The 14,229-nt window shown below is 68.8% G+C and carries 12 protein-coding genes; 4 read left to right on the forward strand and 8 right to left on the reverse strand.

All coding sequences use genetic code 11. The features are described 5' to 3' along the window. Positions 1-38: 38 nt before the first annotated feature. Positions 39-815, reverse strand: a complete 777-nt coding sequence (locus tag JYG32_RS19325; RefSeq protein ID WP_213266583.1) for an SDR family oxidoreductase — start codon at positions 813-815, stop codon at positions 39-41. Between the two features lie 4 nt (positions 816-819). After that, a complete protein-coding gene (locus tag JYG32_RS19330) occupies positions 820-1,257 on the reverse strand; it encodes a GlcG/HbpS family heme-binding protein (RefSeq protein ID WP_213266584.1) in 438 nt (145 codons plus the stop codon). A gap of 95 nt (positions 1,258-1,352) precedes the next feature. Between JYG32_RS19330 and JYG32_RS19335 the strand changes: the two genes are divergently transcribed. The 4 genes from JYG32_RS19335 to JYG32_RS19350 all read left to right on the forward strand — a co-directional run bounded on the left by JYG32_RS19335 (position 1,353) and on the right by JYG32_RS19350 (position 7,099). After that, positions 1,353-2,267, forward strand: coding sequence for a LysR family transcriptional regulator (locus tag JYG32_RS19335; RefSeq protein ID WP_213267419.1), 915 nt, complete (start codon positions 1,353-1,355; stop codon positions 2,265-2,267). An 80-nt stretch (positions 2,268-2,347) separates the two neighbouring features. Then, on the forward strand, positions 2,348-2,785 hold the full coding sequence (locus JYG32_RS19340) for a hypothetical protein (RefSeq protein ID WP_072438697.1): 438 nt from the start codon (positions 2,348-2,350) through the stop codon (positions 2,783-2,785). A gap of 439 nt (positions 2,786-3,224) precedes the next feature. Next, positions 3,225-5,819, forward strand: coding sequence for a bifunctional lysylphosphatidylglycerol flippase/synthetase MprF (mprF, locus tag JYG32_RS19345; RefSeq protein WP_213266585.1), 2,595 nt, complete (start codon positions 3,225-3,227; stop codon positions 5,817-5,819). Then, positions 5,816-7,099: a virulence factor family protein gene (locus JYG32_RS19350; protein ID WP_174380908.1), complete on the forward strand. Its 1,284-nt coding sequence runs from the start codon at positions 5,816-5,818 to the stop codon at positions 7,097-7,099. Before mprF ends, JYG32_RS19350 begins: the two co-directional genes overlap by 4 nt. A gap of 79 nt (positions 7,100-7,178) precedes the next feature. Here JYG32_RS19350 and JYG32_RS19355 read toward each other — a convergent pair whose 3' ends face one another. The 6 genes from JYG32_RS19355 to uxuA form a co-directional block, all read right to left on the reverse strand. After that, entirely contained in the window at positions 7,179-7,628 is a 450-nt protein-coding gene (locus tag JYG32_RS19355; RefSeq protein WP_213266586.1) for a DUF934 domain-containing protein, read from the reverse strand. Further along, positions 7,625-9,409 carry a nitrite/sulfite reductase gene (locus tag JYG32_RS19360; protein WP_213266587.1) on the reverse strand — a complete coding sequence of 595 codons (1,785 nt, stop codon included), beginning with the start codon at positions 9,407-9,409 and terminating at the stop codon, positions 7,625-7,627. Before JYG32_RS19360 ends, JYG32_RS19355 begins: the two co-directional genes overlap by 4 nt. Positions 9,410-9,614: 205 nt before the next feature. After that, positions 9,615-10,010, reverse strand: coding sequence for a hypothetical protein (locus tag JYG32_RS19365; RefSeq protein WP_213266588.1), 396 nt, complete (start codon positions 10,008-10,010; stop codon positions 9,615-9,617). Between the two features lie 118 nt (positions 10,011-10,128). Next, positions 10,129-11,562: a PLP-dependent aminotransferase family protein gene (locus JYG32_RS19370; protein ID WP_213266589.1), complete on the reverse strand. Its 1,434-nt coding sequence runs from the start codon at positions 11,560-11,562 to the stop codon at positions 10,129-10,131. Positions 11,563-11,699: 137 nt separating this feature from the next. Then, complete coding sequence (locus JYG32_RS19375; protein ID WP_213266590.1) at positions 11,700-13,010, reverse strand: MFS transporter; 1,311 nt, start codon at positions 13,008-13,010, stop codon at positions 11,700-11,702. Positions 13,011-13,081: 71 nt separating this feature from the next. Continuing rightward, positions 13,082-14,146 (reverse strand): mannonate dehydratase, encoded by a 1,065-nt coding sequence (gene uxuA / locus JYG32_RS19380; RefSeq protein ID WP_213266591.1) that lies wholly within the window; start codon positions 14,144-14,146, stop codon positions 13,082-13,084. Positions 14,147-14,229 lie beyond the last annotated feature (83 nt).

The following is a 14,229-nucleotide window of genomic DNA, read 5'->3' on the forward strand; positions in this document are numbered from 1 at the left end:
CGGAAGCGGGGTGACCCGCCTGCCGCCGCCGGCTTGCGTTATTGCTCCCGGTCCCACGCGCGCGCCTGTTCGGCACGGACGAGCGCTTCCGACGACTGCGGCAGCAGGTTGCGGAACGCGCCGCCGTCGCTTTCGATCACGTCGACCATCTTCGCGATCATTTCCTCCGGGTCGTGCTGTTCGAGCGGAAACGTCAGCCGCTCGGGCGTCACCGTGTGGACGGCCGGATCGTGCCAGCGCCGCGTCGTCTCCATCATCCGGTCGTTGAAGCCCGTGCTGTACGGGCCGGGGTTCACGACCGCGACGCGGATGCCGTGCGGCGCCAGTTCCGCGTGCATCGCCTCGGCCACCGATTCGACCGCGTGCTTCGATGCGCAATAGGCGCCCGTGAACGGCCCCGTGATCAGGCCCGCGATCGACGACACGAACACGATCTTGCCGTGCCGGCGCGCGAGCATGCCGCGCGCGATTTGCTGCGTGAGGTCGAGCGGCCCGAACACGTTGACGTCGAACAGCTCGCGGACGATCTCGACCGGCAGGTCGACGAGCGCGCCGGCTTCGCCGACGCCCGCGTTGTTGACGAGCACGTCGAAGTCGAGATCGGCCGCGCGGGCGCGGTCGTGGGCCGACGTGACGTCGAGCTTGATGGCGCGCAGCGCGGTGCCGCGTTGCGCGGCGGCGTCCGTCAGGTCGTCGATCCCGGCGGTGACGCGCACGCCGGCCGTCACGTCGTGGCCGCGTTCGGCGAGCCGCAATGCGACTTCGCGGCCGAAGCCGGTGCCTGCGCCCGTAATGAGGATGCGTTTCTGTGCCATGTGCTTACCTTGTGGTGTGGAGGGTTGCCTGAAAGCGGTCGCGGCAGTGCCGGGCGATCGCGCTGTCTTCGTCGACGCTGCCGCCCGAGACGCCGATCGCGCCGACGCAGCGGCCGCGGTCGTCGACGAGCGGTTCGCCGCCGCCGAACGTGACGAGCCCGCCGTGACTGTGCTCGATCCCGCGCAGCGGGCCGTCGCCCGACATCGCGCCGAGCGCGCCGGTCGATGCGCGAAAGCGGACCGCCGTCAGCGCCTTGCGCTGCGCGAGATCGATCGCGCCGAGAAAACAGTCGTCGGTGCGTACGAACGCGAGCAGGTTCGCGCCGGCATCGACGACTGCGATGGCGACGCCCGCGACCTGCAGCGACGCGGCATGCGCGAGTGCTGCTTCAATCGTGCGGCGGGCGGCTGCGAGCGGCAGCGCGGCGGTGAGCGGATCCATTCGATGCTCCGGTGGGACGACAGAGCCAGTGTAGGCAGTTGCGGTATATGGGAGAATCCACATTCCGCTCGAAAGAGTTTCAAGTTTTTTTAATGATGGGCAGACGCGATCCGATGGCCGGGCTGCACGTGTTCATGACCGTCGCGACGGCCGGCAACTTCACGCGGGCCGCCGCCGCGCTCGGCCTGACGCCGGCTGCCGTCAGCCTCGCGATCGGGCAGCTCGAGGGCGAGCTGAACGTGAAGCTGTTCAACCGCAGTACGCGCGGCGTGAGCCTGACGGAAGCCGGGCAGCGCTACTGGCGGCAGACGGAGCCCGCGTACCGGCAGGTCATGCAGGCGCGCGACGAGCTGAAGGACGCGCGCAGCGAGCCGAGCGGGCTGCTGCGCGTGACCGCGCTGCCGCTGGCGCGTTCGTTCGTGATCGCGCCGATCCTCGCCGCGTTCCGCGAGCGCTATCCGAAAGTCCGGCTCGAGATCCGCTACGAGAACGAGCTGGTCGATATCGCGAAAGATGGGTTCGATGCGGGGATCCGCCTCGCCGACCGGCTGCAGCCGGGCATGATCGGCGTGCGGATCGCGCCCGCGCTGTCGTGTGCGCTCGTTGCGTCGCCCGGTTATCTCGAGCGGTATGGCGCGCCCGTGTCGATTGCGGAGCTCGAGCGTCATGCCTGTATCCGCTTCAGGTTTTCGGAGAGCGGGCGCCTGCACAAGTGGCTGCTGCGCGACGGGCGCCGCGACGTCGATCTCGACCCGGACGGCGTGTTCGTGACAAACGATGCCGACGCGGTGATCGATGCGGCGCTTGCCGGCGTCGGCATTGCGTTTGCGTTCATGCGCGAACGCATCGAGCAGGACCTGCGCGACGGTACGCTCGTCGAGGTGCTGCCGGGCGTGTGCCGGACGTTGCCGCCGATGTGGCTCTACTACGTGAATCGCAAGCACGTGCCGGCGAAGCTGCGCGCGTTCATCGACGTGCTGCGCGAGCGGGCCGGCTCAGACGTGGCGTAATCCTGCCGCGCGGCTGCCGGCAGCGATTCGCGGGGCGGCGCATGATGGCGGCTCCATCCACGAAGCCACGGAGTCGCGCCATGCTCGTATTCGCCCGCTTTCCGCTTCCGATCCTCGGTGCCGCCGGATCGCTGGTTGCCGCTGTCGCGCTCGGGAGCGCGCCGGCCGTGGCCCAGACGTCGACCGTGCCGGCGAGCACAGCCGTTGCCACGCCTGACAACGCGGTGCTGCTGACGGTCTTCTTGAAGCACGATCAGTCGCGGCCGCTCGCCGAATTGAACGCGCAACTTGCGAAGCAGGGGTTCTACAAGGCGTTTCCGCCGCCGGGCGTCGAAGTGGTGAGCTGGACCGTGACGATGGGGATCGGCCAGATCGTCGTGCTGCGGTTGCCGGCTTCGCGGCTGCGTGAAGTCAATCGCGTGCTCGAGGATACGGCCTGGGGTGCGTACCGGACGGAGTTCTATCCGACTTACGACTACAAGGCGATCGGGTTGGCGGAGCATGAGCGGGGGAAGTAATTGGACCGGCATATTCCCGAACCGGGGCGAAAAGGGGGCCGGCCGCGAATATCAATCCGTCCCCATTCCCGAAACCCCGCGCCCACCCATGAATTCATCCTCTCCCGCGCAGCCCGGCCGGGAGAATTTCTCCCAAATCCACCACCGCTCATTCATCCGATGAAAAAACCGTTCAGGTTCCCGGTATGATGCGCACCTTGTGTTTTTCGGCCGCACGATTTTGATGCGATGTTAACGCGCCCCGCGCGCCACAAAACCGCACAATAACCGCACAATGCGAGCCCGAAAGATTTTGTAATATAAGTCCCGTACACTTGTAAGTTCTGATTCAGGCGCTCCCTGCCTTCTCTTTCGGTCGACCGCCCACGCAGAACAACCAGATTCGTCGCCGCCTGGCCCCCTGCGCCGCGACACGCTATGCACCACCACTGAACAACCTATGTCTTCCCGCCACCCTGGGTCGCCGGGCCGTGCCGCGGCGGCGATCGCCCGTGTCTCGGCGCTGGTTCGCAACGAGCGCGTGCTGTCGCCGCTGCTCGCGTTCGGCATCGGCCTGCTGCTGATCGTGGTTTTCCAGCACCTGTCGGAATCCGTCGACTACCGGTCGGTGATCCGCCAGTTGCGCCACATGTCCGCCGGCGAGTGGGGCGCGTCGCTGGCCGCGACGGCGCTCAGCTATCTCGCGCTCGTCGCCCGCGACGCGGTCGGCCTGCGCTATGTCGCCGCGAAGGTGCCGCGCGCCGCGCTGTGGATCGGCGCGATCGCCGGATCCGCGCTCGGCAACGCGACCGGCTTCGGCGCGCTGACGGGCGGTGCGGTCCGCGCGCGTGTGTACGGCGTGTCGGGCGTCACGCCCGCGCAGATCGGCCGGATGACGGTGTTCACGAGCGGCACGCTGGCGCTCGCGATGGTGCTGATGACGGCGGTCGGCATGGTCTGCGTGCCGGAGGCGCTCGCCGCGATGCTGCACGTCGCGCCCGGCGTGCTCACGTGGAGCGGCGCGGCGCTGCTCGTGGTGCTGGCCGCGATGGTCGTAATGTGCGGCAACACCGCGCGCCCGGTCGTCACGCGCTTCAAATGGCTGTCGTTCGACGTGCCGGCGCGGCGCGATCTCGTCGCGCAGGTCGTCTACGCGGTGCTCGACGTCGTCGCAGCGGGCCTGACGTTGTGGGTATTGCTGCCGGCCGCGCCGGTCGGCTTCCCGACCTTCATCACCGTCTACGCGGCCGCGCTGCTGCTCGGGATGATCGGCCATACGCCGGGCGGGATCGGCGTGTTCGAAGCCGCGATGGTCTTCACGCTCGGCCGCGAAGTGCCGGCACACGCGATGGTTGCCGCGCTGATCGCCTATCGCGCGATCTATTTCGGCGTGCCGCTCGTGCTGTCGGCCGGCCTGCTGGCCGGTTTCGAGGGCCGTGCGCTGCGGCGCCGGCTCGTGACGCGGCAGGCCGTGCGCGTGTCGCAGCTCGCACCGGTGTTCCTGAGCCTCGTGACGTTCGCGGTCGGCAGCATGCTGGTGATCTCGAGCGCGACGCCCGCGTTCTGGCACCGGATCGCGATCCTGCGCCACCTCGTGCCGCTGTGGGTGCTCGAAGGCTCGCAGGTGATCTGCAGCGTGCTCGGCGTCGCGCTGCTGTTCGTCGCGCGCGGGCTGCTGCGGCGCCTCGACGGCGCATGGTGGATGACCTTCGCCTTGACGCTCGCGAGCCTCGCGCTGTCGCTCGCCAAGGGCCTCGCGTTCGTCGAGGCCGGCGTGCTCGGCACGCTGCTCGTGCTGCTGCTCGTCAGCCGCCGCCGCTTCAACCGCCATTCGTCGCTGCTCGCCGAGCGCTTCACGGTGAGCTGGTTCGTGTCGGTGACGATGGTGCTGATGCTGGCGGTGTGGGTGCTGTTCTTCGCGTTCCGCGACGTGCCGTACACGCGCGAGCTGTGGTCGCATTTCTCGTTCGACGCGCGCGCACCGCGTGCGCTGCGCGCGACGCTCGCGGCCGGCGTGTTCGTCGCGATGTTCGCGCTGTGGCAACTGCTGCGCCCGGCGCCCGGCCGTTTCGTGAAACCCGCGCCGCAGGACCTGTTCGACGCCGAACGGATCATCCGCGCGCAGGAGTGCAGCGATGCGGGCCTCGCGCTGATGGGCGACAAGTCGTTCCTGTTCTCGGAATCGCGCCAGGCGTTCCTGATGTACGCGAAGTACGGCCGCACGTGGGCGGCGCTGCACGACCCGGTCGGGCCGCGCGAAGAATGGCCTGCGCTGATCGGCAAGTTCATTGCGCTCGCGCACGCGCACAGCGGCCGCGCGGCGTTCTACCAGGTGCGCGCGAACGCGCTGCCGCTGTATCTCGATGCGGGGCTCACGCTGATGAAGCTCGGCGAGGAAGCGCATATCGCGCTCGACCAGTTCGACCTGAAGGGCTCGCACCGCTCGCATCTGCGCTACGCGCTGCGCCGCGGCGACAAGGACGCGCTGACGGTCGAGGTGATCGCGCCGTGCGACGTGCCGGTCGCGCTGCCGGCGCTGCGCGACATCTCCGACGGCTGGCTCGACAGCCGCGATGCACGCGAGAAGAGCTTCTCGGTTGCCGCGTTCCACGACGGCTATCTGGCGACGCAATCGGTGATGCTCGTGCGGCAGGCCGACAAGCCGATCGCGTTTGTCACGTTCATGACGACCGACCTCAACACCGAGGCGACGGTCGGCGTGATGCGCCATCTGCCGGACGCATCGCCGTACGCGATGGAGTATCTGTTTACGCAGCTCGCGCTGCATCTGAAGGAAGCGGGCTTCCGCAAGCTGAGCCTGGGCATCGCGCCGTTCTCGGGGATGGGGGCGGCGAAGATGCCGTCGCCGTGGCACCGGCTCGGCCTGATGGTCTGGCGCTTCGGCGGCCGCTTCTACAACTTCCGCGGCTTGCGCGCTTTCAAGAGCAAGTTCGAACCGCACTGGGAGCCGCGTTACCTCGCGGCCTCGGGCTCGGTCGGCGTGTTCGTCACGCTTGCGGATCTGTCATTGCTGGCTGGAGGTCGGCGTTCATGATGTCGAAGAAGGGAATCGCGCGGGCGGCAGCCGCCTGCGCGGGAATGATGCTGGCCGGCGCCGCGTGCGCCACCCAGCCGGCCGCGGTGAAGGCCGAAACCGTGTCGGGCGGCCGCTACGGGCCCGTTACCGTGACCAAACCGGGCGGGCCGCTGCGCGGCTTCGTCGTGCTGTTCTCGCGTGAGGCCGGCTGGAATGCCGCCGATCAGCAGGCCGCCGATGCGCTCGCGAAGGCCGGTGCGATGACGGTCGGCGTCGATTCCGAGCGCTACGCGATGAATCTCGCCGCGAAGCAGGAGACCTGCCACCACCTCGACGGCGACGCCGAGGCGGTCAGCCACCAGCTCGAACGCCTCGCGCAGTCGTCGCGCTATTTCACGCCGATCGTCGCGGGCGTGGGTCAGGGCGGTGCGATCGCGAAGCAGATCCTGTCGATGGCGCCGGAGAACACGATCGCCGGCGTCGTGTCGGTCGCTCCGGTCGCGAAGCTCGATCCGCGCTTCAAGCCGTGCCCGCCCGATCCGACGATCGTGCGCCGCGCGATGCCGGGCTTCGTCGAAACGGCTGCCGCGGGCGACACCACGAAGCTCGTGTCGCTCGTCGCGTCGCACCTGCGCGACAGCAGTAGCAGCGGCGACGAACTCGACGTGTCGGACCTGCCGCTCGTCGAGCTGCCGGCCAAGGGCGGCAGCGACCGGCTCGCGATCGTGATCTCGGGCGACGGCGGCTGGCGCGATCTCGACAAGACGATCGCCGAGGCGCTGCAGCGCGACGGCGTGTCGGTAGTTGGTATCGACAGCCTGCGCTATTTCTGGAGCGAGAAACCGCCCGCACAGGTGAGCCGCGATCTCGCGCGCGTGATGCGCACGTACATGGCGCGCTGGCATGCGAACCGCGTCGCGCTGGTCGGTTACTCGTTCGGCGCCGACGTGATGCCGTTCGCGTACAACCGGCTGCCGGCCGACCTGCGCGACAAGGTTGCGGTGATGTCGCTGCTCGGCTTCGCGCCTTCCGCCGATTTCCAGATCCGCGTGACGGGCTGGCTCGGCATGCCCGCGAGCGACAAGGCGCTGAAGGTCGCGCCGGAACTGGCGAAGGTGCCGCCGCAGCTCGTACAGTGCTTCTATGGCGCGGAAGAGAAGGACACGATGTGCCCGGCGCTCGTGAACACGGGCGCCGACGTGATCAAGACGCAGGGCGATCACCACTTCGGCCGCGACTACATCGCGCTCGAGAAGAAGATCCTCGGCGCGTTCGGCAAGCCGGTGGCGGCGCGCTGAACGCCGGCGCCCGCTTCGCGGCGGGCGTCGGCCGGTTTGCTTCCGGTTCATCGTACGGGCGGCCATCGTGCCGCCCGTTTCATTTTGCGGCGTGCACCGCCGTGTCCTGCGCCGGCGTTGTCGTTGTCGTTCTCGCATCGCGCTGATAGAAGCCCGGAAACCGGTCGAGCTGCCGCCGTGCGGCCGCGATGTCCGTGTCGTCGCCGAGCACCGCGCTCGAAAACCCCGTGCGCTCCATCAGCAGCAACTGGTCGATCAATACGTCGCCGGTCGCGCGCAAGTCGCCGGCGAAGCCGAAGCGCTTGCGCAGCAGGTAGGCCTGGCTGTACGCGCGGCCGTCGGTGAACGACGGGAACCGCAGGTCGATGCGCACAGCCTGCGCGATTCGCGCGGCGAGCGGCGGCAGTTCCTCGTCGTTGCCGATCGTCAGCGTCGCATCGTCGTGCTGCTGCGTGTCGCAGGCGTGTTCGGCCGGCGTCAGCAGCCGGATGCGTGCGTTCATGCTGTCGTTGTCGCTGGCTTGCTTCATGCGTGCTCCGCCTGGTGGCGTGCGTCGTTTGCGGCGGCCTTGAAGGGATCCGCGCCGATGCGGCGCACCGTGTCGATGAATCGTTCGCTGCGGCCGTTCGCATCGATCCGCGCATCGAGGTATGCGTTGACGATCGCGTCGACGACATCGACGATCTCGTCCGCCGAGAACGACGGGCCGATCACCTTGCCCGGCCGCGCGGGGCCGCTCGCGGTCGAGCCGTCCGACCCGCCGAGCGTCACCTGGTACCACTCCGCGCCGTCCTTGTCGACGCCGAGGATGCCGAGGTGGCCGCTGTGATGGTGGCCGCACGAGTTGATGCAGCCGCTGATGTGCAGGTCGATGTCGCCGACGTCGTGCAGCAGGTCGAGATCCTGGAAGCGCTCGGCGATCGCGTCGGCGATCGGGATCGAGCGCGCGTTCGCGAGTGCGCAGAAGTCGCCGCCCGGACACGCGATCATGTCGGTCAGCAGCCCGACGTTCGCGCTGGCGAGACCGATCGCGCGCGTGTTCTCCCACAGCAGGAACAGGTCGTCGACGTGCACCCACGGCAGCACGACGTTCTGCGTGTGCGTGACGCGCGCCTCGCCGGCCGAGAAGCGGTCGGCGAGATCGGCGAGCGCGTCGAGCTGGTCCGGCGACGCGTCGCCGGGCGCCTGCAGGCGGCGCTTGAACGACAGCGTGACGATGCGCAGCGCCGGGTCGCGGTGCGAGGCGACATTGCGTGCGAGCCAGCGTGCGAACGCCGGATGGCGGCTTGCCTGCGCGGACGCGCGTGCATTCGCGTCGTGCAGGTCGAGCGTGCGCGGCTTGAGCCGCGGCGGGACGAACGATGCGGCGATGCGATCGAACTCGGCCTGCGGGATCGTGTGCGGGCCGCCATCATGGTCGACGATCTGGCGGAACTCTTCCTCGACGTCGTCGATGTAGCGTTGCCCCTCGGTCTTGACGAGGATCTTGATCCGCGCCTTGTACTTGTTGTCGCGCCGCCCGTAGCGGTTGTATACGCGGACGATCGCCTCGATGTAGTTCATCACGTGCCGCCACGGCAGGAACGCGCGCAGCAGCGTTGCGATCATCGGCGTGCGGCCCATCCCGCCGCCGACGCTCACGCGAAAGCCGAGCTCGCCCGCATCGTCGCGCACGAGCTTCAGCCCGACGTCGTGCCAGTCGGTTGCCGCGCGGTCTTCGGCGGCACCGGTGATCGCGATCTTGAACTTGCGCGGCAGGAACGCGAACTCGGGATGCAGCGTCGTCCACTGGCGCATCACTTCGGCGAACGGGCGCGGATCGGCGATCTCGTCCGGCGCGACGCCCGCGCGCTCGTCGCACGAGATATTGCGGATGCAGTTGCCGCTCGTCTGGATGCCGTGCATGTCGACGGTCGCGAGCAGGTCCATCACATCGGCCGCCTTCGCAAGCGGAATCCAGTTGAACTGCACGTTGGTGCGCGTCGTGAAGTGCGCGCTGCGAGTCGGCAGGCGCAGCGTGCCGAGCAGCGCCTGCGCGTCGCTCGCGGCGCGGTAGGTGGCGTCGTCGGGCACGTCGTAGTCGCGCGCGATCCGCGCGAGCACGCGAAGCTGCGCGCTCGACAGCTCGCCGTACGGCACGGCGACGCGCAGCATCGGCGCGTGGCGTTGCACATACCAGCCGTTCTGCAGGCGCAGCGGCCGGAACGCGTCCTCGCTCAGCGTGCCGTGCTGCCAGCGTTCGAGCTGGTCGCGAAACTGGGCGGCGCGGCTGTGCACGAGCGCCCGGTCGAAATCGGTATATCGATACATGACGTGATACGCGAGAGGAGCCGTGACGCGTCATGCGCACGGCTCGGAGGGACGTTGCGACGGATGTCGGGCAACGGAAGACAGCGTAGGGAACGCGGTGCGGCGGGACAAGCAGCAGATCGGGACGAAAAGGGCGCAGCAGATGGCGGACGCGGCGCCGGCGCGGGCCGGGCATCCGTGCATGCCCGTGGCCGGTTGATGTGTCTTAGGCGTCGGCGTCGACCACGAGCGCCGGATCGAGCGCGCGGATGCGCTGGTCGATGAAGTAGCCGCCACCTTCCTGATAACGCAGGAACAGGCGGCCGCACGCGCGGCAGCGGCTGACGTTGCAGCGGTTGTACGGGAAATGACGCAGCGCGATCGGCGCATCGTCCGACGCGTAGCGCGTACCCGCCGGATGATATTCCGCATAGGTCGGCTCCGCATCGCCGGGCGGCGCGAGCGTGGCGACTTCGGTCAGTTGCGCGTCCTGCAGCGACAGCGGCAGGCTCGTCCATCCGGCGAGCGAGGTCTTCGTGCACGTGCAAGGCTGCGTGACGTGCGCTGCTTCGGCCGTCAGTTTCAACAGCGCGTCGTGATCGAGGTAGGGCAGTTGGCTCATGCGAAATCTTGAAAAAGGCGGCGAGACCGGCAATGTAACCCGTGCTCGGGTTGCCTGCATGGCCGCGGCCCGTGCGCCGGTAGCGAACATCGTGCGCTTCATGCGCATTGCGCGCGCTTCAACCGCCCTTGCGCACCGACGGCTGCGCGACCAGTTCGCCGAGCACGCGGATCGCGCGTTCGATGTCGCGGCTCCACGGATGGCCGAAGTTCACGCGCACGCAGCGCTCGAAGCCGTGCGTGGCCGAAAACAGCGGCCCCGGCGCGAAGCTGATCCCGCGCGCGATCGCCTCGCGATGCAGTTCCATCGCGTCGATCGCGTCGGGGAACGCGAGCCACAGGAAATACCCGCCTTCGGGCCGCACCCACTCGACGCCGGGCGGCAGCCAGCGCCGCAGCGCGTCGTCCATCCGGTCGAGCTGCGCGTGCAGCGCGCCGCGCAGCTTGCGCAGATGGCGGTCGTAACCGCCGTGCTCGAGATAGTTCGCGATGCCGGCCTGCGCGGGAATGCTCGCCGACAGCGTCGTCATCAGCTTGAGCCGCTGCACCTTCTCCGCGAACCGGCCGGCAGCGGCCCAGCCGATCCGGTAGCCGGGCGCGAGCGTCTTCGAGAACGAACTGCAGTGCATCACGAGGCCGTGCTGGTCGAACGCGCGCGCGGGCAGCGGATAGTCGGGGCCGAAATGCAGTTCGCCGTAGACGTCGTCCTCGATCAGCGGCACTTCGCGCGCCGCGAGCATGTCGACGAGCGCGCGCTTTTTTTCCGCGGACAGCGTGACGCCGGTCGGATTCTGGAAATTGGTCATGAACCAGCACGCGCGGATGTCGTGCCGGTCGAGCGCGGTTGCGAGCGCATCGAGATCGAGGCCCGTGCGCGGATCGACGGGAATCTCGACCGCGCGCAGGTCGAGCCGCTCGATCGCCTGCAGCGCCGCATAGAAGCCGGGCGCCTCGACGGCGACGACGTCGCCGGGCCGCGTGACGGCCATCAGGCACAGGTTCAGCGCTTCGAGCGCGCCGTTCGTGACGACGATCTCGTCGATGGGCTGCGACACGCCCGTCGCGAGATAGCGCCGCGCGATCTGCTGGCGCAGCGCCTCGTTGCCGGGCGGCAGGTCGACCACCGTGCTCCACGGGCTGACGAGCCGCGTGGCCTGCGCGAGCGACTTCGCGAGGCGCGGCAGCGGAAACAGTTGCGGCGCCGGGAACGCGGAACCGAGCGGCACGATGCCGGGCTGCGTGGCGGCATCGAGGACGGAGAACACGAGGTCGCTGATGTCGACCTTGCGCGATGCGCCGGCGCGGCTCGCGCGGCGCTTCGCGGCCGGGTTCGGCTCCGGCGTTGCGCCCGGCGCGACGTAGTAGCCCGAGCGTTCGCGCGCACGGATCAGCCCCCACTGTTCGAGCAGGTAGTACGCGCGAAACACCGTCGACTGGCTCACGCCGTGCTGCGCGATGATCTGCCGCAGCGACGGCAGGCGCGTGCCGACCGCGAGGTTGCCGTTGCGGATGTCGTCGGCGATCGTGTGGGCGAGGGTTTCGTAGCGTTTCATCGGCGTGGACGGGGCGCATCGTCACCGCGCGCGGGCCGGAGTGGCGCCGCGCCGGCGGGCGCGGGTCATTGTCCGATGCGCGGCCCGAAAAGGAAAGCGCGGGCGGCGCGGCGAAGGTGCCGCGCCGTCCCGATGCGTCAGGCCGCGTTCGGCTCCGCGTTCCGCCCGTTCGCGCCGCCGCGCAGCGGCGGCAACGGTTCGACCTTGCCGACGATGAACAGGTACGACAGCGCGCCGACCACGCACAACACGCCGGCCACCGCGAGCGGCACGACGAACGAACCCTTCGTGATCGACAGCATCACGCCCGTGAACGTCGTGATGAAGATGCCCGCGAGATTGCCCGCGAAGTTCTGGATGCCGCCGATCGATGCGACGTGCGCGGGCGTCGGCGCGATTTCGCCGACGAGCGTCCACACGTTGGCGCCGGCGAACGACAGGCTCGTGTACGCGAGGGCGAACAGCCCGAGGCACGCCCACGTGTTCTCGACGAACGCGGACAACGCGATCGACGACGACAGCAGCATCCCGAGCACGAGGCAGGTCTTGCGCGCGGCGGTCGCGCTCCAGCCGCGCCGGAACAGGCTGTCCGACACGTAGCCGCCGAGCCAGCCGCCGGGAATCGCGAGCAGCGCGGGCAACATGCCCCACGTGCCGAGCGACGCGAGCGAGAAGCCGCGCGACTGCAGCAGGTAGCTCGGGAACCACGTGATGAAGAAGTAGATCGCGAAGTTCAGGCAGAACAGTCCGATCATCATGCCCCACACGGTGCGGTAGCGGAACAGGTCGAGCCACGACACCTTCGCGCCGTCGGTTGCGGCCGCAACGGTCGGTGCGGCACGCTGCGCGAGCAGCGCGTCGACGGCATCCGGCGCGATCGCGCGATAGCGTTCCGGGTCGCGATAGATGAACCACCACGCCAACGCCCACACGATGCCGATGCCGCCCGTGATCACGAACGACCCGCGCCAGCCGACGATCGAGATCAGCCACGCGACGAGCGGCAGCGACAGCGCGGAGCCGACGCGCGAGCCGCTGTCGAAGATGCTGCTCGCGAGCCCGCGTTCGCTGCGCGGGAACCAGTTGAACGCGACCTTCGCGAACGACGGGATCGCGGCCGCTTCGCCGACGCCGAGCATCAGCCGCACGCCGACCAGTTGCGCAAGACCGCGCGCGGCGCCCGTCGCGACGGTGAACACCGACCACCAGCCGACGGCGAGCGCGAGGCTCACGCGCACGCCGACCTTGTCGATGAACCAGCCGGCCGGCAGTTGCAGGAACGCGTAGGTCCAGAAGAACGCGCTCAGCACGAGCCCCATGCCGACCGCGTCGAGGCCGAGGTCGGCGCGGATGCTGGGCGCGGCGATCGCGAGGTTCGCGCGGTCGATGAAGTTGATGACGTTGGCCAGGAAGCACATCAGGATCATGGCCCATCGGATGCGTGGCATGCGGTGTCTCCGCGCGGAATGTCGTGACGGGCGACCGGCGATCCGCTGCGCCGGCCGCCTCGATGGGGGTGTTACAGAGAGGCGTGCTGCGGCGCGCGGTCGAACTTCGCCAGCGCTTCCCACAGGCCGTTCAGGTAGACCGCGCCGAGCGCGCGATCGTAGAGGCCGTAGCCGGGCTTGCCCGTCTCGCCCCAGATCATGCGGCCGTGGTCGGGGCGCACGTAGCCGGTGAAGCCGGTGTCGTGGTACGCCTTCACGATCGCGGCGATGTCGAGCGAGCCGCAGCTCGACAGGTGTGCGGTTTCCTCGAAATCGCCGTTCGCGTCGACCTTCACGTTGCGGATGTGCGCGAAGTGGATGCGGCCCATCGCGCCGAACTCGCGCACGAGCGCTTCGACATCGTTCTGCGGGCCCGCGCCGAGCGAGCCCGAGCACAGCGTCAGCCCGTTCGCGGGCGTGTCGACGATGCGCACGATCCGTGCGAGATCGTCGCGGTTCTTCACGATGCGCGGCAGCCCGAAGATCGGGCGCGGCGGATCGTCGGGGTGGATCGCCATCTTCACGCCGGCTTCCTCGGCGACCGGGATGATCGCCTTCAGGAAGTATTCGAGGTTCGCCCACAGCGCGTTTTCGTCGACTTCGCGATAGTCGGCGAGCAGCGCCTGCAGTTGTTCGGGCCGGTAGCTCGAATCCCAGCCGGGCAGCGCGATGCCGTCGTTCGGATCGATCCGGTCGACCGATTCGGTGCTGAACGCGAGGCAGGTCGAACCGTCGGCGAGCGTCTTCGACAGCTCGGTGCGGGTCCAGTCGAACACGGGCATGAAGTTGTAGCAGATGACGCGGATGCCGGCCGCGCCCAGATGGCGGACCGTCTGCCGGTAGTTGTCGATCAGGCGGTCGCGGCCGGGCTTGCCGAGCTTGATGTCCTCGTGGACGGGCACCGATTCGACGACTTCGAACTGCAGGCCGGCGCGTTCGATCGTCGCCTTCAGCGCGTCGATCTTGTGCGCGGGCCAGACTTCGCCCACCGGTTCGTCGTAGATCGCGGACACGATATGCGTGACGCCCGGGATCTGGCGGATGTATTGCAGCGAGACCGGATCGGACTCGCCGTACCAACGGAAAGACATCTTCACTGGAGCGGCTCCTGGCTGACGGTTCATGCATCGGGCGACCGGGCGGCAGCGTGCCGGCCCGTCGTCGGTGTGCGGATTATGAT

Source organism: Burkholderia pyrrocinia, from assembly GCF_018417535.1.
Classification (GTDB): domain Bacteria; phylum Pseudomonadota; class Gammaproteobacteria; order Burkholderiales; family Burkholderiaceae; genus Burkholderia; species Burkholderia pyrrocinia_E.

Excerpts from the sequence above, each read along its gene's own strand:
- JYG32_RS19325 (WP_213266583.1), bottom strand. The coding sequence starts at position 815 with ATGGCACAGAAACGCATCCTCATTACGGGCGCAGGCACCGGCTTCGGC.
- JYG32_RS19330 (WP_213266584.1), bottom strand. The coding sequence starts at position 1,257 with ATGGATCCGCTCACCGCCGCGCTGCCGCTCGCAGCCGCCCGCCGCACG.
- JYG32_RS19335 (WP_213267419.1), top strand. The coding sequence starts at position 1,353 with ATGGGCAGACGCGATCCGATGGCCGGGCTGCACGTGTTCATGACCGTC.
- JYG32_RS19340 (WP_072438697.1), top strand. The coding sequence starts at position 2,348 with ATGCTCGTATTCGCCCGCTTTCCGCTTCCGATCCTCGGTGCCGCCGGA.
- mprF (WP_213266585.1), top strand. The coding sequence starts at position 3,225 with ATGTCTTCCCGCCACCCTGGGTCGCCGGGCCGTGCCGCGGCGGCGATC.
- JYG32_RS19350 (WP_174380908.1), top strand. The coding sequence starts at position 5,816 with ATGATGTCGAAGAAGGGAATCGCGCGGGCGGCAGCCGCCTGCGCGGGA.
- JYG32_RS19355 (WP_213266586.1), bottom strand. The coding sequence starts at position 7,628 with ATGAAGCAAGCCAGCGACAACGACAGCATGAACGCACGCATCCGGCTG.
- JYG32_RS19360 (WP_213266587.1), bottom strand. The coding sequence starts at position 9,409 with ATGTATCGATATACCGATTTCGACCGGGCGCTCGTGCACAGCCGCGCC.
- JYG32_RS19365 (WP_213266588.1), bottom strand. The coding sequence starts at position 10,010 with ATGAGCCAACTGCCCTACCTCGATCACGACGCGCTGTTGAAACTGACG.
- JYG32_RS19370 (WP_213266589.1), bottom strand. The coding sequence starts at position 11,562 with ATGAAACGCTACGAAACCCTCGCCCACACGATCGCCGACGACATCCGC.
- JYG32_RS19375 (WP_213266590.1), bottom strand. The coding sequence starts at position 13,010 with ATGCCACGCATCCGATGGGCCATGATCCTGATGTGCTTCCTGGCCAAC.